Origin of the sequence: Pedobacter steynii (genome assembly GCF_900103665.1) — a bacterium.
GTDB classification, from domain to species: Bacteria; Bacteroidota; Bacteroidia; order Sphingobacteriales; family Sphingobacteriaceae; genus Pedobacter; species Pedobacter steynii.
The window spans coordinates 161,274-184,779 of the sequence record NZ_FNGY01000008.1; the positions used below are offsets into that span (position 1 = coordinate 161,274).

General features: G+C 42.6%; 10 protein-coding genes. All 10 read right to left on the reverse strand.

Features of this window, described 5'->3' with window-relative positions; all coding sequences use genetic code 11:
* Positions 1-4: 4 nt before the first annotated feature.
* Positions 5-3,043 carry a SusC/RagA family TonB-linked outer membrane protein gene (locus BLQ87_RS22125; RefSeq protein ID WP_074611101.1) on the reverse strand — a complete coding sequence of 1,013 codons (3,039 nt, stop codon included), beginning with the start codon at positions 3,041-3,043 and terminating at the stop codon, positions 5-7.
* A gap of 30 nt (positions 3,044-3,073) precedes the next feature.
* On the reverse strand, positions 3,074-4,708 hold the full coding sequence (locus BLQ87_RS22130; protein WP_074611102.1) for a RagB/SusD family nutrient uptake outer membrane protein: 1,635 nt from the start codon (positions 4,706-4,708) through the stop codon (positions 3,074-3,076).
* 11 nt (positions 4,709-4,719) lie between these two features.
* Entirely contained in the window at positions 4,720-7,647 is a 2,928-nt protein-coding gene (locus tag BLQ87_RS22135; RefSeq protein WP_074611103.1) for a SusC/RagA family TonB-linked outer membrane protein, read from the reverse strand.
* A gap of 251 nt (positions 7,648-7,898) precedes the next feature.
* Complete coding sequence (locus BLQ87_RS22140) at positions 7,899-11,864, reverse strand: hybrid sensor histidine kinase/response regulator transcription factor (RefSeq protein WP_172664941.1); 3,966 nt, start codon at positions 11,862-11,864, stop codon at positions 7,899-7,901.
* Positions 11,865-12,106: 242 nt separating this feature from the next.
* Complete coding sequence (locus BLQ87_RS22145; protein WP_074611105.1) at positions 12,107-13,318, reverse strand: purple acid phosphatase family protein; 1,212 nt, start codon at positions 13,316-13,318, stop codon at positions 12,107-12,109.
* Positions 13,319-13,825: 507 nt separating this feature from the next.
* The gene (locus tag BLQ87_RS22150) at positions 13,826-15,256 is read right to left on the reverse strand and encodes a Gfo/Idh/MocA family oxidoreductase (RefSeq protein WP_074611106.1); all 1,431 of its coding nucleotides are present in this window, start codon (positions 15,254-15,256) and stop codon (positions 13,826-13,828) included.
* Between the two features lie 193 nt (positions 15,257-15,449).
* Positions 15,450-17,465 (reverse strand): glycoside hydrolase family 2 TIM barrel-domain containing protein, encoded by a 2,016-nt coding sequence (locus BLQ87_RS33240; RefSeq protein ID WP_317048290.1) that lies wholly within the window; start codon positions 17,463-17,465, stop codon positions 15,450-15,452.
* Between the two features lie 14 nt (positions 17,466-17,479).
* On the reverse strand, positions 17,480-18,397 hold the full coding sequence (locus tag BLQ87_RS33245; protein WP_083362002.1) for a glycoside hydrolase family 2 protein: 918 nt from the start codon (positions 18,395-18,397) through the stop codon (positions 17,480-17,482).
* 95 nt (positions 18,398-18,492) lie between these two features.
* On the reverse strand, positions 18,493-20,070 hold the full coding sequence (locus BLQ87_RS22160; protein ID WP_074611242.1) for a RagB/SusD family nutrient uptake outer membrane protein: 1,578 nt from the start codon (positions 20,068-20,070) through the stop codon (positions 18,493-18,495).
* Between the two features lie 13 nt (positions 20,071-20,083).
* Positions 20,084-23,446, reverse strand: coding sequence for a SusC/RagA family TonB-linked outer membrane protein (locus BLQ87_RS22165; RefSeq protein ID WP_083362003.1), 3,363 nt, complete (start codon positions 23,444-23,446; stop codon positions 20,084-20,086).
* Between the last annotated feature and the right edge of the window lie 60 nt (positions 23,447-23,506).

Below are 23,506 nucleotides of genomic sequence, written 5' to 3' on the forward strand. Positions count from 1 at the left end.
ATCTCTAAAAATTAAGGTTTAATCCAAGACTGTAAATTTTCTGCTGAGGGTAATTCTCTCCACGTCCGCTCGGCGATTCCGGATCAAGGATTTGTGCCTTATCCCAGGTAAATAAATTCGACCCGTTGGCGTAGATACGAAGACTCCCCACACCGATGCGTTTAAGTATTGAAGGGGTTAACTGATAACCAATTTCAAAGTTCTTTAGACGTAGATAATTACCAGACCGAAGCCAGAAAGTAGATGTTGTTGGCCTGTTGTTCGCACCGCCACTCGCCAGGTGCAGTTTCGGATAAGTAGCATTTGCCGCATTTCCTTCCGTCCAGCGCCCAAGGTGGAGTTCCTGGAAACTCCCGATATTGTCGTAGATCAATTCATCTGAGGGCCTCACACTGTTATTGGCTGCGCCCTGAAATAAAACGCTGAAATCAAATCCTTTATAGTTTAAACCTAAAGAAAGACCAAAGGTGGTATTTGGAACTTCCGGAAAACCGATAGGCCCTTTATCGTCATCATTGATGATTCCATCCCCATTCAGATCGGCATATTTCAAATCTCCTACCTGGGGATTAAAAGTGGTCACCGCACTGTTCTTAATGTCATCCAGGCTTTCATAAAAGCCAATCCATGTCCAGCCAAAAGGTTGTTTTACAGATTGTCCGGTTGCCTGCAGCCATGGATATTTTTTATGTTCTTCGTCACGCTCCAACACTTTGTTTTTGGCGATTGCAATGTTTCCTTTTACAAAGTATCCGATCTCCCCGATCTTATTGTTATATCCTATTTCCAGCTCCATCCCTTTATTGCTGACTTTACCCATGTTAACTTCCGGCAAGGTAATTCCTACCAGGTCTCCTACTGTTGTGCGGGTGGTAATGATGTTGTATCTGTAGTTATCGAAGTAATCGAATGTGATGCTGACTTTGGATTTAAACAACTGCATGTCAAAACCGATATTGGCTTTTCTTTCCTTTTCCCAGGTCAGTTTGTCGTTACCCAGCTTTCCTTCCGCCAATCCACTGTAATTGGTATTGGACTCGCCGAACTGGTAAGTACCAGAGGGCACATAAGTACTCAAATAGGCATAAGTAGTCAGATCCAGGCCAACATTATCGTTCCCAACAATTCCATAGGAACCTCTGAGTTTAAAATAGTCCAGGAATTTAAACTGTTTCTTTATAAAAGACTCTTCGGAAAGTACCCATCCTGCCGAGGCTGCCGGGAAAAAGCCAAATCTGCTTTTATTGTTAAATTGGTTGGAGCCCGTATAACCAAGGTTAAGCTCTAACAGGTAGCGGCTGGCATAATTATAGGTCGCCCTTCCTACCCATCCGAGGTAGCTGATTTTACGGGTTGGGTCCGGAACTCCGCTTCCATTTACATAGACCCTGGTATTTTGGTTATAGAGGCCAAGGACGGTTAAGTTATGCTGACCAAACTGATTGGCATAGTTAAGCGAGCCTTCCAGATTGGTCGCCACTCTTGGTGCAAGGTTACCTGTACCCAACTGATAAGGTCTTAACACGGGATAAGCAGCGTTAAACAAACTATAAGTATCATTAGTTGGATTATATCGGTAAGTTGGATACCCGTTTCTGAACAGGTCTTTTTCTGAGAACTGCGTATTGTTGAACGCAAATGAGCCTTTTGCAGACAAGCCTTTCAACAAAAAATCGAGTTTGTGAACTGCAGATAAATTGGAGGTAAGTACCGTATTGTAAGTCCTGTCGTAACCCGCCAGCGTTAACTGGGCAACCATATTTGGATGTTGGTTTCCCTGAGGTGGCGCAGCAAATGATCCATCAGGATTGTAAACCGGGAACGAGTATGGTGCAAAACCAGTACGCAACAATTGGTTAAAGACCGAACGTCCGGCTTCATTGGGATGGGGTTGATTGATATTTTCTAACCTCGAAGATAAATCAAGGCCAATATCAAGGTTGTCGTTTACCTTAACATCAAGGTTTGACCTGAAATTATAACGCTTCAGATAATAGGTATTGTCTGTTTCGCTTTCCTTAAAGTTTTTAAATAATCCATTCTGGTTCATCATTCCTGCAGATACAAAGTACTTTACATTTTCTGTACCTCCGGAAACGTTTGCATTAAATTGTGTTTGCAAAGATCTTGGGCGCATGACTTCCTTGTACCAGTTTACATTTGGGTAAACAGAAGGATTTGTACCCAGGCGGAATTCTTCAAGCTGACTATCCGTATAAGGGAAATTGGCCGCCTGACCATCATTGACATAACTTTCCTTCAATAATAGAAGCGAGTTATAGGCGTCGAGCATTTTAGGCAGGCGTGTAGACTGCTGAATTCCGGTTTGGTTGCTAATGGAAACTTTTGCTTCTCCGGTCTGGCCACGTCTTGTGGTCACGATGATGACCCCGTTTGCGCCACGTATTCCGTAAACTGCGGTCGCCGATGCATCTTTTAAAATAGAAATATTTTCTACTTCGTTCATGTCGATCTGGCCAATATTATCCTGCTGTATCCCATCTACGATCAGGAGTGGTCCTGTACCCGAGCGATAGGTACTGATCCCTCTGATCTGTAGTGCAGATTCGTCTTTACCCGGCTGTCCGCTGTTTTGCTGGGCAAAAAGACCGGGCAAACGACCAGATAAGGCATTGGTAAGGTTTGCAACCGGACTTTGTTTCAGTTCTTTTCTGCTGATACTGGCCACAGATCCGGTTAAGGTTGCCTTTTTCTGCGTTCCAAAACCCACTACAACCACTTCATTCAGTCCGTCTACATTCTCTTCCATCTGCACGTTGTACGTAGTTTTGGATTGTAGTTTTTCTGATCTGGGTTTATACCCTACTCCACTAAAGATCAACCGGCCCTCTGTGGGTGCATTTTTAATCACATAGAAACCCTGCTGATCTGTAGTGCTTCCGATGGTTGTCCCTTCTACTTTAATATTTATTCCCGGAAGAGGGCCGGTATTGTCCGACACCCGTCCGTTTATAGTTCTGGTTTGGGCGAAGCCCATCAATACACTAAGTGTACAAACCAGTATGATGTATATCTTCTTCATGAAATTTTGTCTATCAGTTAATAACCTTGCTTAATTCCAGCCTTGATTTTGAACAAGGGCGCTGTTTTTCTGTATTTCTACATATGGTACCGGATAGAGGTACATTCTGGCCGGATCAAATGTGACCGTCTGTACCACAACATTCGGATCGTAACTCAGTGTTTTATCGGAATTTAGCGTAATTTTCATCCCTCTTAGCATGCCATTTAAAACGGTTTCTGCGATTTTCCACCTGCGGATATCCCAGAACCTATGTTCTTCAAATGCGAGTTCGAGACGTCGTTCATTCCTGATGGCTGTCCTCATTTGCTCTTTATTCAATGCCCCTGCAGGGATGAGCACAGTAATACCCGCCCGTTTTCTGATGTCATTAATTGCCTTGTATACCGAAGCATCCGGTGTGGCGAGTACCTCATTCTGTGCTTCCGCGTAATTCAGGAGGATCTCAGCATATCTGAAAATTGGAAAATTATGTGTGGCGCTCGAAAAGGCCGTAGCGGAACCACTCGTGGTCATAAACTTGCGCATGTAATATCCGGTCTTTGTTCCTGTCCCGATACCGATCCGCGTATTGTTTTTACCTCCGGTAAATGTTTCAACCGGACTTCCCAGCCAGGAATAGCCATTATGGAATATGGTTAGATAAAAGCGGGGATCACGGTTTTTATAAGGATCTGCGGCATTGTAGCCGGAACCCGTTTCGTCAATCGCTTTACCGTTAACCATCGGAAAGGCATCCACCAGATTTTGTGTAGGATTGGTCGTCCCTTGTCCTCCTCTTTTGTAACCCGGTGGCTCATTTAAGCTTTCGATACTGGTATTGTCTGCCTGCTGATAGGCAAGGATAAACTCTTTATTGCTTCTGGTGATGAAAAGTGTGGAGAGATTGCTTTCCAGTGAAAAGCTGTTCAGTTTGATCAGGTCATCTGCTGCTTTAGCGGCAGCCTGCCACTTCAGCATATCGTTAGATGGGTTGTATAGCGGACTGGCCTCATATAAGAGCAATCTCGACTTGAGTGCAAACATCGCGCCCTTTGAAATTCTCCCCAGCTCACCTGCGGTAAGTGTAGCAGGCAATTTATCCTTTAAAAAATCACATTCTGAAAGGATATAATCTACGCATTCTGTCCGTGGATTTCTGGCCAGCTGAAGGTTATCCTCCAACACAAAAACTTTGTCGCCCAGCAATGGGACACCTCCCCATCGTTTTACAAGTTCAAAATAAAAGATGCTGCGCAATGCTCTTGCCTGAAAACGGATCGCATCTTTTCTTAAATCGGGAATTCCGGAATTGCCAATGTTTGCCAATAAGACATTCACTCTCCTTATTGCACTATAACAGGCAACCCATGGATTTTCCGGTAAGTCTGAGGGCCCCCATTGTCCGGTTTTAAATTTATCTACGGCGGTTACCGAGATATTGCCGCTTAATGCGTCGTCTGTTCCTGCATCCAATAAATTATTGCCGATGCGGTTAAAACCATTGGGCAACTGAGCGTATACTCCGGCCAGATATTCGTCGATTAATGTTCCTTCCTTATCCTTTGGATTGAAAATATCGCTAAGGTCAGTACGTTCTACGGGAAGTTGGGTTAAGACATCTTTTTCACAAGATGAAAGGAGCAGTACAACCAGTACTGCTGTTAATATGCCATGTAATTTCATAAGTTATTCCTTTAGAATTTAGCGGTTAAACCGATGTTATAACTTTTGTAAAGAGGATAATTGCTAAATAGTGATTCCGGATCCAGGCCTTTAAGCTTTGTGATGGTAAACACGTTATAGGCAGAGGCAAACAGCCTTACATTGCTCAGACTTGCGCGGCGTGTTAGCGACGAAGGAAGCGTATAACCCAATTGTACATTTTTAAGTCTCAGGTAGTCTCCGTTTTTTATCCAATACGTAGAAGTCCTGTGGTTATTGGTATTGGTTCCGAAGCTCAACCGCGGATAGTCCGCTGTAGCGGCGTTTGATGGTGTCCACCGGTTTAAATGATGTTGCTGTACACTTCCGTTATTCTGGAATTCCCAGGCATTATTCCCTGTAAAATAGACGTCTCTGCCAGACATCCCCTGTAACAAAGCAGAGCAATCAAAATTCTGATACCTTAGTCCGGCAGAAGCACTGTAATAAACCGGAGCTCCCTTCTTTCCTATTGCAGTGACGTCATCTTCATTAATTATGCCGTCGCCGTTCTGATCCAGATACCTGATGTCGCCGGGCTGCAGCTTGCTTGAAAATTGCGCAGGGCTATTGTCAATTTCCTGCTGACTTTGGAAAAGTCCGGCGGCGACAAGTCCGAAAGACTGTCCGATTTGCTGGCCTGTACGTAGCTGATAAGCATATTTTCTTGGCAGCTCATCTGTATACACTACCTTGCTGCTGGAAAACTGAAGATTTCCATTCAGGCTCAATTCCAGCTGGCCGAATTTTTTATGGTAATCTAAGCCCAGTTCTACGCCATTTGTATTATAAACGCCGATATTCTCTAAAGGATAGGTTGTTCCAAGCAATGGGTTGGACAGGCCTCTCTGCTGCAATACATCATACCGATGTTGTCTGAAATATTCAAGAGAGAGCCCTAAACTGTTCTTCAACATCCTGGCGTCAACACCGATATTAAAGACCTTTGTTTTTTCCCAGGTAATCGCCGGGTTTCCTAATGCAGACTCGGTCCAACCCGCCATTCCAGTAGCTGTGCTTCCAAAATAGTAGGCATTGCTGCTCGTACCGTAGTATGGCTGATAAGAAAAATTAAAAGCCCTGTCAAAACCAAGCAAACCAGCTGATGCCTTTAGTTTTAACTGATCAAAAATGCTGTTCTTTAAAAATGCCTCTTTACTCAGGTCATATCCTACAGAAAGGGCCGGAAAGGTTCCGTATTTTTTATCTTTAGGGTATTGTTCTGTACCCTGGTAGCTTACCGAAATACTCGCAAATATTTTTTGATCATAATCGTAGGATGCATTTGCATCCACGCCCTGATAAGCATGGGTCAATATGATACCGATATCATACTGATCCCAGGTATAGCGTAATGCGGCATCAATATGATGTTTCGAAAAGCTTCGGTTGTACTTTAACCCGGCATCATAATTTAAACGCCTTGCAAAACTGTTTCCATAAGAATTGGACTTGTCATAGCTGCCATTGGTCCCAAATTGCAGGTAGCTTTCCGTTTGCGTAGCAGGATCTAACACCGGTTGAAAAACCGCGAAATTAGTTCTGTTTCTCAATACGGTATTGTTGTAATAGGACGTATAATGTATGGAACCTGCCAATGAAAGTCCGCTGGTGATGAAATTAAGTTTCCGGTTCAGGTCTGCATCCACCAACAGGTTGCGGCGGTTATCTCTCGTATACCCGGTATTGTACAGCTGGCCATAAAGGTTTTTAGTGTACAGCGAGTTTCCCGACAGTGACCCGTCTCTATTAAAAATTGGGTAAGCATTTGCAGGTGTTTGTTTAATTTGATCTAGTATTTCCTCTATTTCGACCCCAGGACTGTTTGCCTGTTCATATTTTCCGGCCAGGCGTAAAGCGATGCTTAGATTTTTATCAATATCCACATCTACATTTGACCTGAAATTGTAGCGGTTGACGGTGTTGTTGGTATTAAAATTATTAGGTCCCTCCTTGAAAATACCACCTTGATTCTGATTCTCCAATGCGATAAAATACCGGGCAGATTTGCCACCACCAGAAACATTCAGGTTAAAACGGTTGAAACTATAACGGGGTTTAAGCGTCTCCTCATACCAGTTCACGTTCGGGTATTTGTAAGGATCAGTCCCATTCTTATAGCCTTCCAGATCCGAAGCACTGTAAATTTGAGGCCGTCCATCATTAGCTGATGCCTCGTTGGCCAGCAAGGCATAGTTATAGGCATCCAGATATTCAGGCAATTGAAGTGATTCCTGTACCGCAGTCTGAGCAGAAAAACTGATGATCGGTTTGCTGGCGGAACCATTCTTTGTTCGTACCATCACTATCCCATCCGCACCGCGCATCCCCATGGTTGCCAATGAAACGGCGTCTTTAACGACGGTAATGCTTTCAATTTCATTCAGGCTCAATCCGTCAATATCCCTGACCGCCCCATCTACCATCACTAAGGGACTTCTTCCTCTCAAAAGAAATGAAGAGCGGTCAGTTCCGTTAAAAACAGATTGTGTGGTGATTAGTCCGTTTAGTCGCCCACTTAGTGTATTGCTCACATTGGGGACAGGAATGTCATATAGCGTTTCGGCTTTGACTACGTTGACAGATCTTGTACTGCCATTTTCCTGGAGAAATACATCTATGTTATTTCCCCTGACGCGCTGTTCCTGGGTGTCGTACCCGGTCAGCTCATAAGTCAGCACATGATCGATATCTGCCTCAAGGCTATAATAGCCTTTGGCATCGGTAACTACACTTTCTGTCTTCCCTTTAACCGATACGCGGACTCCTTCCAGAGGAAGACCGTATTGGTTCTTTACCTGCCCCTTAATTAATTTCAGATGATAATGATGCTTAGGTCCATTAAGCAGTGCAGCGTTGACCTCATTATAAGTAAGCAAGCCGACGGTTATAATGAAAATTGTTAGGTAAATTTTCTTCATAAACTTGCTATAATTTGGTGAATACCAATTAAACATTTACTGTTCATACGATTATTTGGTTTAGTTATAGGTTTAGAAAACCGAGTATCCCCACTCAATTCTCATATGTAAAATTGACGCTAACATTTGAGATGCGATGTCGACAATACCGTTTAATTTGTAGGAATATTCTGTGTTTTATGGCTTTTTAGAGCATAGAGCTGCCTTTTCCTATCGCAGGAGCGACAGGAAGAAATAAAGCTTTTGTAAAATCAGGAGTTTAAATATTCGCGTGGCGTTTTCCCGAATTGCTTTTTAAATTCTTTGGTAAAATAGCGGGAATCGTTAAAGCCAATCAATTCAGAAACTTCAGAAACATTATAACCAGACTCTTTAAGTAACTGCGCGGCCCTCTTTAGGCGGATGCTTTTGGAAAAGTCGTTTACCGTCATTTCTGTTAATGCCTTTACCTTTTTATAAAGGACAGACTGACTCATGCCCATCCTGTCTGCCAGAAGGTCTACACCAAACTCTTTGCTCTCCAGGCCTTTCTCTATTACGGCAATCAACCTGGAGAGAAACTGTTCGTCCATGGTATCCAGTAAGGTGTTGCTCGGGGCAAAAATGAACTGTTTGCGATATTTCTGACTTATTTTTTCTCTGGCACCGATGATGTTTCTGACGTTTAACTGCAGGATCTTTATGCTGAAAGGTTTGGTGAGGTATAGGTCTGCCCCTGTGCTTAACCCACTGATCTGATCAGACTGCGCATCTTTTGCCGTTAACAGGATCACCGGAATATGACTCGTACGTTCATCCGTTTTAATTTCGCTGCAAAGCTCAAAGCCATTCTTACTCGGCATCATCACATCGCTGATGATCAGATCAGGGATCTCTGTCTTGGCCAGCTGGAGTGCAATCGCTCCATCGCTGCATTCCAGAATGCGGTACTCAGGTTCCAGTAAATCCTTAATAATTGCCCTTATTTCGTTATTGTCTTCCGCAATTAAGATCGTAAAGCCTTTATCATCCGGGATATCTGTGGCAGTGTCATTGCTGTTTTTCTGATACAAGGCGCCCACTAAGGGTAAGTTAACGGTAAATTGTGTAAATCCAACTTTACTGTCTACAGCAATCGTTCCATTGTGAAGTTCAACAATATGTTTGCTCAATGCAAGGCCAATTCCATAACCTGTATTCTGCAAGGCATCATCGACCTGGAAATAGTTGGTAAACAACTTATCAAAGTAGACCGGTGAAATTCCTTTGCCGGTATCCGAAACACGAATGACAGCTTCATCCTTTAGTCTGCTGACCTCCAAGGCAATCTGTCCCCCTTCGGGTGTAAATTTAAAGGCATTGGAAAGCAGGTTAAAAACAACTTTTTCCAGCTGTTCCTTATCAAAGAGGACCAACAGCGGTTCTTCAGGATGTATAAATGAGAGCTTCAGGTTCTTTTTTTCCGATGCCTCCTGAAATGAGCTGTAAATCTCGTTTAGAAAAGTGATCAGGTCATGTTCCTGGATATGGAGCTTCAGGGTTTTCGATTCTGCTTTTCTGAAATCCATTAACTCGGTCACCAGGCTTAACAGGCGTTCTGCATTTTTTTTAATGCCTGTCAGCGGTTTATTGAGGAAATTATAGGGTTCACTTTCATCGATCACCTTTTCAAGCGGGATCATAATCAAAGAAAGATGTGACCTGATCTCATGTGAAATGTTCGTAAAGAAATTCAGCTTGATCTGATGAAGTTCTTCATCTCTTTTGAGCAGTTGTTGCAGATAGAAAAAGCGGACTACTAAAAAAATAAGACCTGCGATGGCAAGGGCGTAGATAAGGTAGGCCCACCAGGATTTCCAAAACGGAGGAAGAATCCGGATATGAATCGTTTCGGCTTTACTCCAGATGCCATCATTATTTGCGCCTTTTACACTAAACACGTAATCTCCTGAGGGCAAATTTGTATACGTTGCCTGCGGTATGGTGCTTTCATTCCAGTCCAGGTTGATTCCTTCCAGTTTATAAGCATACCTGTTTTTATCAGGCTTAATGTAGTTCAGCAATGCAAATTCCAGTGTAAAAATATTCTGCCGGCTGTTAAAAACAAGCTGCGGCCTGAAAATGATGTTTTTGGGCAATAGCGCTTGTGTATCATCAGGCAATACGTTTCGGTTAAACAGTTTGAGTCCGGTAAATACAAGCGGGGCCCGATAAGCATTACGCTTGATATCTGCGGAAAAAAAGTGGCTTAACCCGTTCATACCGCCAAAAAACAGCTCTCCATTCCGGGCCTTATATACTGAGCTATAATTAAACTCATCTGAAGAAAGTCCATCTGCAACGGTATAGTTCCTAAACGTTCCCTGCCTGGTGTTTAATCTTGACAGGCCATTTATGGTACTAATCCAGAGGTCCTGGTATTCATCTTCCAAAATTCCCAATACATTATCATTAGACAGACCGTTTTGGGTGGTATAGGTTTTTATGATTTTTTTTGTCGCAGGATTATAGCAGTATAGGCCACCATAATAGAGCCCGATCCAGATGTTTCCATTGTGGTCTTCCTCTAAACAATTAAACAATTTTGCGTCCCCTCTTTTGTTATGAATGGTTATTTTTGAGATGACCTTGTTATTTGCACTAAGCTGATAAATTTCTGATCGGGCAACCGTCCATAAATTTCTTTTTTTATCTTCAAAAAACATCATGATCGTCTGATCTTTCAGTTTTTCCGCAAGCGGGAAATTCCTGATCAGGTTCAGCTGAAGACCATTGCGCTGATACACCCCATTGGTACCTATGCCGCCAATCCAGAACCTGTGCTGTGAGTCTTCCAGCATAGATGATATGGCCGAGCGTTTAGATTCGAACATGCTGCGTCCAACCAGAAAATGTTTGAATTTCCCAGTTGCCGGGTCTAAAAGATTGAGTCCGCCTCCGCTGGTTCCCAGCCAGGTATTCCCGCTTCTATCGAGATAAATGGTTTTTACGAAATTAGAAGCCAATGAAGCAGGGTCTTTAGGGTTATTGATATAATACCTGAATTTTTTTGTCTGTTTATCAAGGTAATTCAGTCCTCCCCCTTCTGTTCCGATCCATAAATTGCCATTTTTATCATGTACAATAGAACGGACCACATTGTGGTTCATTCCCGAATTATCTTCTTTATGGGTAATGGTGTTAAATAAGGTCTGGGTACCGTACAGTACATTTATTCCGCCAAAATAACTGCCTATCCAAACGTTCCCGCTTTTATCTTTGTAAATACTGTATATCGAATTTTGGTTAAGGCTTTCAGGATCATCAGCATGATTCTGATAGGAAGTGAAAGTTCTGCTGACCGGATTAAATACGCACAGTCCTCCCTGGGTTCCGATCAGGAAATTGCCTTTTCCGTCGGCGATCATTTTTCTTAATGAATTATGAATAAGGCCATTCCCGCTTCCGGGCTGTTGCTGATAATGTTGAAATGACCTGGTCTTTCGGTCAAATAAATTGAGCCCCCGGCTTTCGGTTGCCATCCAGATCTTACCTTCAGCATCTTCGAGAATAGATTTAACGGGGCTATCACTAATACTGCCCGGCAGATCCGGTTGATAAACGAAGGATTCAACTTCGGTAAAGGATCGGTTAAAACGGCTTTTAACAAGTCCCTTTCCGGTTCCTATCCATAAATAACCATGAAGATCTTCGTATACACATAAAATTTCAGTACCAGCAAATCCGGGCTCCAGTCCCAGTTTAGCCGCATTTACAAAATCCGAAGATGAGGGAGCCCTAACAAAAAGACCTTTATTGGTACCTACCCACAGGTTCTTTTTTTTGTCTTCATATATACAAAAAACTTCGGGCTGTGCCAGACCTTTTTTATGGGTTAAGTCAATGCGCTTAAAGTCATCGGTTACAGGCTCATAGCTATTTAAGCCTTCCGATGTACCCGCCCATAGTGTTTTCCGGCTGTCGAAAGATAAGGCATTAATGTAATTGTCGCTGATTGAGCGCTTGTTTGCGGGATTATTGATGTATAAACTAAACCGGCTGCCATCGTATCTGTTAAGCCCATACCCTGTTGCAAACCACATAAATCCAAAGTTATCCTGGACAATGTCGAGCACAGAATTTTTTGAGAGTCCATCTTTTACGGTTAAATGTTCAAAGTTTAACTTTTGTCCATTTACAATTAAGGCGGAGCTCCATAGCGAGAGCATCAGAATAATCTGAGCGATTGTTCGTTTCAAATGTTCATACATTGGCTCAAAAGTCGGCAAAAAAGGTAGATTTTGTCTGACTTCTGTAAGTCTAATTTACAAAAAATAATCGTTTTAATTTAGATACCCTTAGCTCTTTCCTGAGGAGGAGATCAGGGGATCTGTGGGTGCCTATTGGCTGATAGAAATCGTCTTTAATGCGCTTTGCAGAAGATGCCTGCCCAAACAGGCAGGCATCAGATTTTGCGGTTAGATTAACCCGTAAGAGGGTTTTATTTTTTTGAAATTGAATAGGCACCTACTTCTTTTCCGGAGTCGTCTAACATACTCAGCAGGATTTGTTTATGGTTTGCCTTGATCTTAGTTAATGTCCTGGTCCCTTCCTGAGGTCCCCCTCCGATCACGATGGCATAATTGTTTAAATCTTTAGCCGGTTCATGTATTTTGTACTGGTGAGTATGACCACTTAAAACCAGATCAACCTTTCCACGGTTCATAATCGGTTCAAACAGACTGGTACAATGCGTTGGTCCATGCCAGTCACCTGAATAGCGAGGTGGGATGTGCATCATTACGATACGGAAAGCCGCATTTTTAAATTCCTTACGCTTGATTTCATCTTCAAGCCATTTTGCCTGTTCTTCACGGTATTTATCAAAGTCAACAATACCTGCATATACCGGGTGTGCATCTACTTTGTCTTCCCCCGAATCCAGGATGACAAAACGAACAGGTCCAAGACTGAATGCGGTATACCCTACATGGTCAAAATAGGCCGGGAATTCACGTGCAAATTGGCCTCTGGTTTCATGATTCCCGCGTACATACACAAAAGGTGTATTTTTGGCAAAATTATCTACACAGGGTTGTAACATGTGGTCTATGATCTGTTGTTCATCTGCCTGGTAGTCAAAAATATCCCCATTAAAAAACACGAAATCATGTTTGTTATCTTTATCCAGATTCAGGAGATGTGGAATAGATTTTGGCCGGTCATGAAGGTCGTTCAGCATCACAAAAGAGACTTCCTTTTTTGCAGCATCCGGATTTAAGAAACTTTCTGTTGAACCCGAAACCGTCTCTCCATAAGTAAGTTTGTAAGGCTGAAAATCTTTGATTTCTTTAGAGACTATTTTATAATAGTAAGTCGTTCCTGGCTTTAAGTTTTCAAGTTTGATACAATTTAAGCGGTCTGCAGGTTTGAATCCTAGACTACTTTTACCAAATGCTTTTTGATCAAGTTTATCAGGAGATATTCCATACTCCACCCAGCTGGAGCTATTTTTACTCGTGATCCATAACACAGACATGCTGTTTCCGAAATTCGTCTGCAGGTACGGCCCGGTGATGATCCTGAATTCCTTATCCTGGATTTTTAGTGAGCTGGAGAGTGCCTTTTCAGGGCTAAGTAAAGCCAGTCCGCCGAGGGCGAAACCTCCCTTGAGAAATGCTCTTCGTTTTTCTTTCAATAAACTTTCTTTCATTTGGTCTTTTTACATCAAATTATAATAAACACTATCTTATTTCTGATGACGGATTTTGCAAATTCATTTTGACAAAACCACATCCCCCCTATTTCTTAACAATGCTATCGATAAACAGCCGGCTTAGCAAATGGGCCAAAACACAAACGTTTGCGTAGATCAGTTGAAATCCTGCCTGAGATGCGATCTTATGCAGGAATTTTGGTTAGGATTCCAGCCGAAAATGACATCTTTCCGCAGGTCCGGTATCACTGTGCGTCGTTACTCAGATTTAGTAAACTTCACTTAATCTTTGTTTAATATACCTGTTAAGTTACTAAGACGTTTTAACGATTCATCAATGCTTATATCGTCACCGGAGTGGCTTGTTATGCGTATATGTACATACATTCGTATATACAAACGTTTGCGTAATGTTTGTATAGGCGTTTTGTTGCCGGCAATGGCTCCCGGAAGGACTGCTCATGTTAAAGTAAAAAGCAGTGCCTGTGATGGCACTGCTTTGCATTATACTTTATAATATTGTTCCCAACCTTTACGTGGTGGCGGGCCAATCAGTAAAGCATTGGCCGTTTTATTATTGGTAATTACTTTTCTTTTGCGGTCAAATTCCAGTTTTGTATTTAGTTTTTGAGCGAGCACCCCCAGGCAAAATACCTGGCTCAAAGGCCCCGCTATTGAAAACGGCGACCTTGTTTTTTCTTCTCCCTTACATGCCTGGATAAAATTCCTGAAATGATTTGAAGGACTTGCCGGTACCTCCGGCAGTGTGCCTGCCATGGCCTTTGCTTTTTCTTCCGGAATAATCGATAAGGTACTGCCATGTGAACCACCTTTAAAAGTCAGTTCCTTACTGTAAATGATCTTTCCAGGGTTTAATTTTGCAGCTGCAATTGCTCCTGTACTTGGTGCCGGAATATTCGGGTCTAAACCTGAAACCCCATATCCTTTTGGAATTGGTGGCAGGTTGTTAATGCCATCATACCAGTTGACATCCAGGGCCGGCATAGCTCCCCTCTTTGGGAATTTAAAGGCTATGGTGGAGGATGTTGGGAAAAAGAAATCGTTATGGCCGTCCAGAACCGGATTAATCTGATAAGGTAATCCCAGATCAAGGAATTGGTGAGCAGTATCGAGGATATGCGCGCCCCAATCTCCAAGTGCCCCCATTCCGAAGTCATACCAGCAACGCCATTGTCCGTTCACAAAGTCCTTATTGTAATGGTGTCCTGCGGTGGCCATTTGCCATAAGTCCCAATCCAGGCTATCCGGTAAGGTTTGGGCAGCCGGGAAAGATTTGATGTTGATGTCCCATCCATGCCAACGCCTTGGGGAATTCATATGTGCCGTTATGGAAGTTACATCTTTAATAATACCGGCTTCCGTCCATGCCTTAAATTGAAAATAATTAGCCTCAGAGTGGCCCTGATTACCCATTTGTGTAACCACTTTATTGTGTTTCTCAGCGGCCTTCATCATGAGCGCCACTTCATTAAAAGTACGGGCCATTGGTTTCTCTACATAGACATGTTTTCCTAAGCCCATGGACATCATCGTGATTGGGAAATGTGAAAAATCAGGTACTCCAACGGTAACGGCATCGATCTGGTTACTCATTTTATCAAACATCTTCCTGAAATCCTGGAAACGCGGCACATCAGGAAACTGTTTCAAAATAGCCAGTGTTTGTGGCGCTCCCATGTCCACATCGCATAAGGCGACAATATTAACGAGACCTGTTTTATACAGATCAAGGATAATTTCGCCACCTCTGTTTCCGATACCGATACAAGCCAGGTTCACACGTTCATTAGGACCAGCAAGTCTGATATCTCCTTTGTTCATCCCCATCAGTATTCCGGGGCTAAGTGCGGCTGCAGCAGACAACATCATGGTTTGCTTTAAAAAATGTCGCCTTGAAAATTCTTTTGTTCTCATTTTAATATGTGTTACACATTTATATTTGGTTATGGTCTAGGTTATACAGGGCTTGTTTATTTCGGGAATGCTGATATTGGCATCCGGACGAACCAGTATCTATTAAATCTACATCAGAACAAGCCTGCCATTCAACTGTTATTTATATAAAAAAATATGCTATCTGATCAGTTGTCAGATGAAATGGCGCAATTTAAGGGGTCTTCGTAAATAATAGAATTTCCCTTATAGCCATCCTGCTTTTTTCGGGCCTGATGGATGAAATGGTCAGTTTCAAATACCTGACTTTTGATGACTTCAGTTTTTTAGGTGCATAGTCCTGGCCCGAGATCTCGCTGTTTTGTACTTGGGAAGTCCAGTTCAGGTTGTCTTCAGAAACCATAATGGAATGCTGGTACCAATCGCTATCCTTGCCCCAGAAAATCTGGTAATCTGACAGCTGGTATTCCTGCTTTAAATCGATCAGCAAAACAATCGGTAACGGCATACTTTCCGCCTGCCATACGGTATTCAGATCATCATCTATAATTTGTTTTGTTTGCGCTGAGGGAGAATTTACAGCGGAAATAGTGGCATTTTTAAGGTCCAGTTTCTTTCGGGCGTCAGGCCCCTGAACATCAACATTTATTGGCGTATCAGCAGTATGTTCATGGATACTGTTCCAAACCGGATGGCTGCCGTCCGGCACAAAATTAGCAGGACTGGCTAAGCTGTTAAAACTCAATGTGGCAGGTTTCAGGTTTTTACTCTTTGCTTTGATGGTGATTTTACCTGCCTTTTTAGTGCTGCGAATCAGCGCATAAGCCAATCCTCCTTCCGTAGGCTGTAATTTAACTTCCGGAATTGTTTCTCCAATCAGGCTCCCTTCTCCGGTAACCTCCAGCTCAATATCAAAGGATTCCAAACCCATTTTATTGGCAATAATTGTCCCCTTATGGTCAACTACCTTAATGTAAACAGGAATCATTTCCGAACCATCTGCCAGTATTGGGGTCCCTTCAGCTGCCAGTACAATTTCTAAGTGATCTGGTTTTTCCGGTGTACAAATCTGATGCTGCGTAACCACCTTTCCGTTCATCAGACCCTCGGCTTTGAGTTCTCCTGCCTGATAACTTTCCAGATGAAAAATGTAATAAGGGCTTCCCCCCTTTGAAAAAATATGAGGGGCTGTCCCCGCATTTTCAGCCCTGGTCATTTGCCGGACAAACTGACCGTTACGATACAGCTTTACTGCATCACAATTTGAGAATACCATGATGGAAGAATCCAGGTCTGAGCGGTTGTTATAACTGGCAATAAACACGATGGCCGGATTGCTTTTATTGGGTCTTTCCATGGATTGCATCTGATAATAGCCGAATTTTGCTGAGCGATCAATATCTACTACCCCGCTAAAGGCCGTGATGGCATCAGAGCCACGGGTATAATCATTAAAACTCCATAGAAAATAACCGCCCATTCTGGGATTTGCATCCAGACCTGCATGATCCCAATAACCACCTTTGGCTTCACTCGTTTCCCCATTAAGCGCATTTTGTCTTAGTCTGGCCTGGTTTATCATGCCTTTTTCCGAGTATATCCGGGATGCCCTAAGGCTGTTTTCTTTACTTGCATCAGAAAACCAGGCATCTCCCCATTCCCGGGTAAGCGAAGGACTATCTGGCATAGGATCAGTTCCGTCAGGATTTACCACTTTGTATAAGACATCATAAATACCTTTACTGCGGCTATTCATATCATCTGCTGTGTAAAATTGGTTTCCCGGCATTTCCTGGTGAGCAATCGCCACTGCCTCTTTCATCCATGTTGCAGGAGTTGGAGATTCATTTAACGAGGTTTCCCAAAGAAAAACAGAAGGACGGTTGCGGTCTCTGCGTACCATTTCCCGAATATCCTGAAAAGAACGTTGTACAAAAACCGGGTCCGGATTGTAAAACTGCCATCCCGGCTGGCACTGGATCACCAGCAAACCTATTTCATCACAGGCATCCAGAAATGCAGGTGAAGCCGGATAATGTGCTGCTCTAACCGAGTTAAATCCGCCTGCCTTGATCAGCTTTGCATCTCTATATTGCATCCCGTCACTTGCTGCATCACCTACATATTGATAAGCCTGATGTCTGTTGGCACCTCTCAGATATAATTTCTCTCCGTTGAGATATAAGCCGTCTGCTTTTCCCGCGGCAGATTTAAAGGAAATAGAACGAATTCCGGTATTTGTAACTAACCGGTCCGGTCGGTTAACATTCCCTCCTGATAAACCAGCGTTTCTAAATGATAGAGGTAAGGATGCTCAGGATGCCAAAGCTTAGGGTTTGAAATTTTCAGTTGCTGATGAAAAGTATGCGCTCCATGTGCATTAATATTGTTTTGACCAGTTGCCCTCGCAACTTCTCTATTGTTTTTATCTTTTAATATGCTCAGTAACTTTACCCGGGCAAATTGATCCGATTGGTTCACAATATGGCTTTGAATAGTCAGCGTTGCCCGCCTTTGATCTACCTGAGGGTAACTGATCAGCAGACCACCTCCTGCAACTTTATTGGCCTCCAGTACATCTGATACGTAAATTTTTTCTGTAGCCAGTAAGAAGACATTCCGGTAAATGCCGCCATAGTAGTTGAAATCCAGTTTCTGCATCGGCTTACCCGGTGGCGTTAGCGGGTCGTCGGTGTTGACTACTCTTATCGCGAGTAAATTATCCTGTCCAAATTTTGCCGCTTTGGATATATCTACAGAAAAGCCCATATATCCACCGAAATGGCTGGCGATTTTCTTCCCATTTAAATAAACATCACAATTCATTTGCACCCCTTCGAAATGAATGCTGAGGCGTTTGTTTTTCAGTTCGACCGGGAGTTTGAAATATCTTCTGTACCATCCGGTTCCCTGATAAACAGTACCCCCACCGTTGTGTTTTTTCTCCAGACGCATCACATGGGGAATCGTTACCCCTTCCCAATCTCCATCATTAAATGCCAGTGTTTCCGCATGATTTATTTCTCCCCGGTGAAAGGCCCAGTTCGTGTTAAAATTCAGTTTTTGCCGGGGTTCCTGCAGGCCAAAGGCGAGTATTTTCGTTTGAACCAATAGCAATAAGCTGCAGCAGATTAAAAAAGAATTGCAATGGATTGTACGCATATGTTAACTTTTATAAAAGAAAGATGCTGTATGTTGATTGAGCATCAGCACACAGCATCTTTGTGATAAACCCTATTTTAACTCAAATTAAGGAACTAATAACCCTTATTTTGAGTTAAATTCTTATTAATATCCCGTTCTTTTTGAGGAACAGGCCATAGATAATGTTTGGCAGGATCGAAGTTTCTTTTCTCTACGAAAATCCGGTCTGTAGTCAAAGTCAATGCTCCTGTATTTTCATCTACGGTACCTAAGCGGGCTCCGAAAACATCACCTGATCTTACCTGCGGACCAATTTCCCAACGCTGAATATCGAACCAGCGTAAACCTTCCATTGCAAATTCCACACGGCGTTCACGACGAATCAAAGCTCTCAGTGTGGTTTGAGTGTTATAAACGGCTTGATCTACATCAGGCATTCCTGCACGGTGACGTACTTTATTAACCGCATCATAAACCGTCGCATCGATCTGATTGCTTTCAATTTTAGCTTCAGCATAAGAGAGCAACACCTCTGCATAACGCATTACGATCATATTTAACCCATTGTTCCAGATGTCCTGAAAATCAGATAAGTTGGAAGTGTATTTCTTTACAATATAACCTGTTTTTGAATTATTTTCTCCTAAATAATAATCCGATGCATTTTTATCAATGGAGTTGAAATAGCTTCCATCATACAGCTGACCTGGAAAAATGACGGTAGCTGCCAGACGCGGATCCCGGTTTACATAGGGATTGTTGGCGTCATAACCTGAAGCCGGATCGGAAGTGGTTTTACCATTTATCATTTCATACGCATCCACCAAAGCCTGTGTTGGAGCAATAGAAGAATATCCCCCCATGGATGAAGAAGGCATTACCCCTAAATTGCCATTGGGAAGGTCATTTTCTTTATACTGCACATCAAGAATAACCTCAGTATTGTTTTCGTTCTGGATGCGGAATAAATCCTGATAACTGGGAAACAATTGATAACCAAAATTCATAATTGTCTGGTAATCGGCTATTGCAGTCGCATAATCTTTATTAAATAATTCAATTCTGGCCTTTAAAGTTAGCACAGCAGCACGTGTGATACGTCCGACATCACTCCCTGAATAATTAGTTGGCAGATCCGGAGCAATGGTCTTAAGCTCTTCCAATATGAATTTGGTGATGTCTGCTTTTGGTGTTCTGGCAATCTTATTAGCCTCATCAATGCTGATCATGGTGGTGACCAGAGGTACATCACCATATAACTGGGTTAGAATAAAATACTGATAAGCACGAAGGAAACGGGCTTCAGCTTTAATTCTGCGTTTTAACGTTTCATCCATTGGCGTAGGATCAACATTTGCTAAAAACCAATTGCAACGCTGTATGTTCACATATTTCCAGCGATTGTTGGCATCGGTATCTGTCGCAGAAAGGAAGCCATTTCCAATAGACGTAAATCCTTCCCATACAAACTGGCCATAAGCGTTATCACTGGCACAGTCCAGATACATGACATTATATCCATCTTCCCAATTGTTGTAACATCCATTTAAGACCGCTAAAGCATCAGCGGAAGACTTCCAGAGTGTAGTGGTTGAATATTTATCAAGCGGTTCCTTGTCCAGGAAAGATTTTTTGCAGGCCGACAAAGACATCAGCGCAGCCGCAAAGCATATGATTGTTGTTTTTTTCATTACAATTTGCATTTTAGAAGGTAATATTAAGACCAATTGAATTCACCAATACCTGAGGATAAGTATATCCATTATCACCTCTTGGAGCCTCTGGATCTACCCATTTATAAAAGTTGGTGATTGTAAATAAGTTCTGACCGCTATAGTAAATACGGGCACGGCTTAAGCCAATCCTTTTAACATATTTTTCCGGAAGTGTATAACCCAATTGAAGGTTTTTCATTCGCTGGTAAGAGGCATCTCTGATCCAGTAAGAAGAAGGCATGCCAGACGGATCATTTTGTCTGAAATTAGTCCATAGGCGTGGAAAAGTAGCATCGGTGTTTTCAGGAGTCCAGGAATCCAGCAAAGCTGATGTAGGTTTACCGGTGCTGCTGCTTACCTGGCCCAACATAATTCCCTGCACATAATTTTTCACATCAGCCGCACCTTGTAGAAATACGGTAAGGTCAAAACCTTTCCATGCCGCATTCAGGTTGATACCGAAGGTTGCTTTTGGGAATCTTGAACCTAAATAGGTCCGGTCACTTCCATTGATCACACCATCACCATTGAGGTCACGGTATTTTAAATCTCCAGGAGCAATAGTGCCTCCAGATTGAGTAGCATGTGCATCCACTTCCGCCTTGGTCTGGAAAATGCCATCAGAAATATAACCGTAAAATCCATCAATAGGATAACCAACCTGTCTGAAAGTAGCACCACTAATGATTGGTCCGATGCCATGCAGATCTGTAATTTCATTTTTGATAAATGAAGCATTCAAATTCGCACCATAACTAAAATCTCCTTTTACATCATGGTAAGTTAACATGAATTCCCATCCACTGTTTTTTACTGATCCTGCATTTTGTACTGGCGGAACCAGGCCGTAGACTTCCCCTATAGGTAGCGATAACAGAATATCACCCGTTTTTTTATTAAAATAATCTACGCTAAGGGTAAGTTTGTTATTATAAATCCCGGCATCTAAACCAATTCCGGTTGTAGTGGCACTTTCCCATTTAATCTTCTCATTCGCACCATTTACCACTGCAACGCCTGGTGCAATAGCAGGAGCCGTACCACCGAAAACATAATCCAGCCCTGTATTAATGGTCGAAATGTAAGGATAGTTGGCAATATCAGACTGATTCCCCAATTTACCCCAGGAGCCTCTTAGCTTTAATTCATTTACCCAGCTTTTGACAGGTGCAAAAAACGCTTCCTGTGAAATCCGCCATCCCGCAGAGAAAGAAGGAAATGCTCCCCAACGCTGCAGAGGTGCAAAGCGTGAAGTGGCATCATATCGCAAATTTGCTTCCAGTAAATACCTGCTATCGAAACTATAATTGATGCGGCCAAATCCTGAACGAAGCGCCAGCTCATTGGCATAACCAGCAGTTGTTTGCCCATCAATCGGACCAGCATTTATTTCACTTAAAGAGTTGTTCAGGAATCTTTTGCGATATCCTTCCAGGACATTAACCGAGTTTGATTCCTCTGAATAACCAGCCAAAGCACCAATGGTATGCTTACCAAATGTTTTATCGTATTGCAAAAGTGCCTGTAAAGTAACCACATTTAAAAACTCATTGTAATCTTTCAGAGAGTTTGGTCCCTGATAGAAACTAGGTGCCCCGGTTATCTTGTCGTAATACTGCTGATCCTTAATGAACTTTTTATTCTGATCTATATTGAGCTGGTAACCAACAGTTGGCTTGAAATGCAACCCCTCAATAATGGTCAGGTCTGCACCAACATTACCCAATAGGTTATAGTATTTTTCTCTGTTAAAAGAACCGCCTTCCAGCCAGGCCATTGGATTCCCGTCACTGATGTAACCATAGTTGCCATTTGCATATTTATAAGGTACCATTGGTGAAATGCGGTTGATCTGGCGAATCACCTGAGCAAAATCACCTGTGAAAGGATTTGCCGGCTCCTGCATGGTAGAATTGATAAATCCTAAATTCGCATTGATCTTAATTCCTTTGGTTGCCTGAGTAGTTAAATTGATACGGCTGGTGTATTTATTCGTATTGGTACCTTTTACCAGTCCGTTTTCATCAAAATAACCGAGGGAAACCATATATTGAGTTTTTTCCGTTCCGCCGCTCACATCAAGATAGTGATTTTGCTGAATCCCATTTCCTTTGTAGAAAAGCCCCAGCCAATCCGTGTTCGGATAATTAAACGGATCTGAACCATCTCTGAATTTTTGTATTTCCGCATCGGTATATCTCAAGGGTTTTCCTTCGTTCTTTAAGGCCAGATTATATAAAGCGGCTGCATCCCATGAAGGTAAATAATCCGGTAGATTTGTTGGCTTTTGCTTGCCTAAATAAGCATTGTAATGAATCACAGAAGTACCTGCTTTACCCTTTTTAGTCGTAATCAGGATTACCCCATTGGAGGCTCTCGAACCATAAATGGAAGCGGAAGCTGCATCTTTTAAAACGCTGATGTTGTCGATATCATTTGGATTTACATTGTCCATTGATGAAATTATCCCATCGACGATAACCATTGGATTGGTACCTCCCAATGTCCCGATGCCCCTGATGTTAATTTTTCCAGCGTCTTTACCTGGCTGCCCGTTGCTTTGTGTTACTGTAACTCCGGCCATCGTACCCTGTAAAGCATTACTCACGTTGGTAACTGGTCTGTTTTCAAGTTCTTTTGCCCCTACTGAAGCTACAGAACCTGTTACGTTTACCTTTTTCTGTACACCATAGCCAACCACGATCACGTTCTCTAATCCAATGGACGAAGGGACTAAGGTGATGGTTAATTTTGAAGTTTTATCTGTAACTACAATGGTTTGGCTGATATATCCCAGGCTGGAAAACAGCAATTCATCATTAGGGCTGGCGGCGATTTTAAAAACACCATTTGCGTCAGAGGTGACTACCTTACCTGTTTTTTTGTTCATTACATTTACCCCAGGCAGGGTTTCTTCTTTTTCTCCGAATATGGTCCCCGTAATTTCCATCCTGGAGAAAGCCGATTTTAGATCTGCCGATACAGCAGCTTCTTTCTTCGTCAGGATCACCGTTTTATCCTTAATTGTGAAAACCAGATCCTGTCCGGCAATACACTGGGTCAATACTTCCTCCAGTGGTGCGTTGAGAAACTGTGCGTTAATTTTGACTTTATCATTGAGCACATTCGATTGCCAGAAGACATCAACCCCCGCTTGCTTTCTGATTTCTTTGAATACCCGGCTTATCGTAGCCCCTTTTTGACTATAGGTAATTTGTGCCCTGCTTTTTGCACTAACCTGAATTAAAAACAAGGAGAATACAAGTGCTAAGGAGGCCATACGTCGGATGTTTGTACGCAAATCTGACTGATTACCCGGTTTACTAATTTTTGTAGAATTGTATAACTTCATACTTATTTGGTTTGGTTTAATTGATTGGATTTAGATATCTCCAGGCTTTATCCCGAAGAA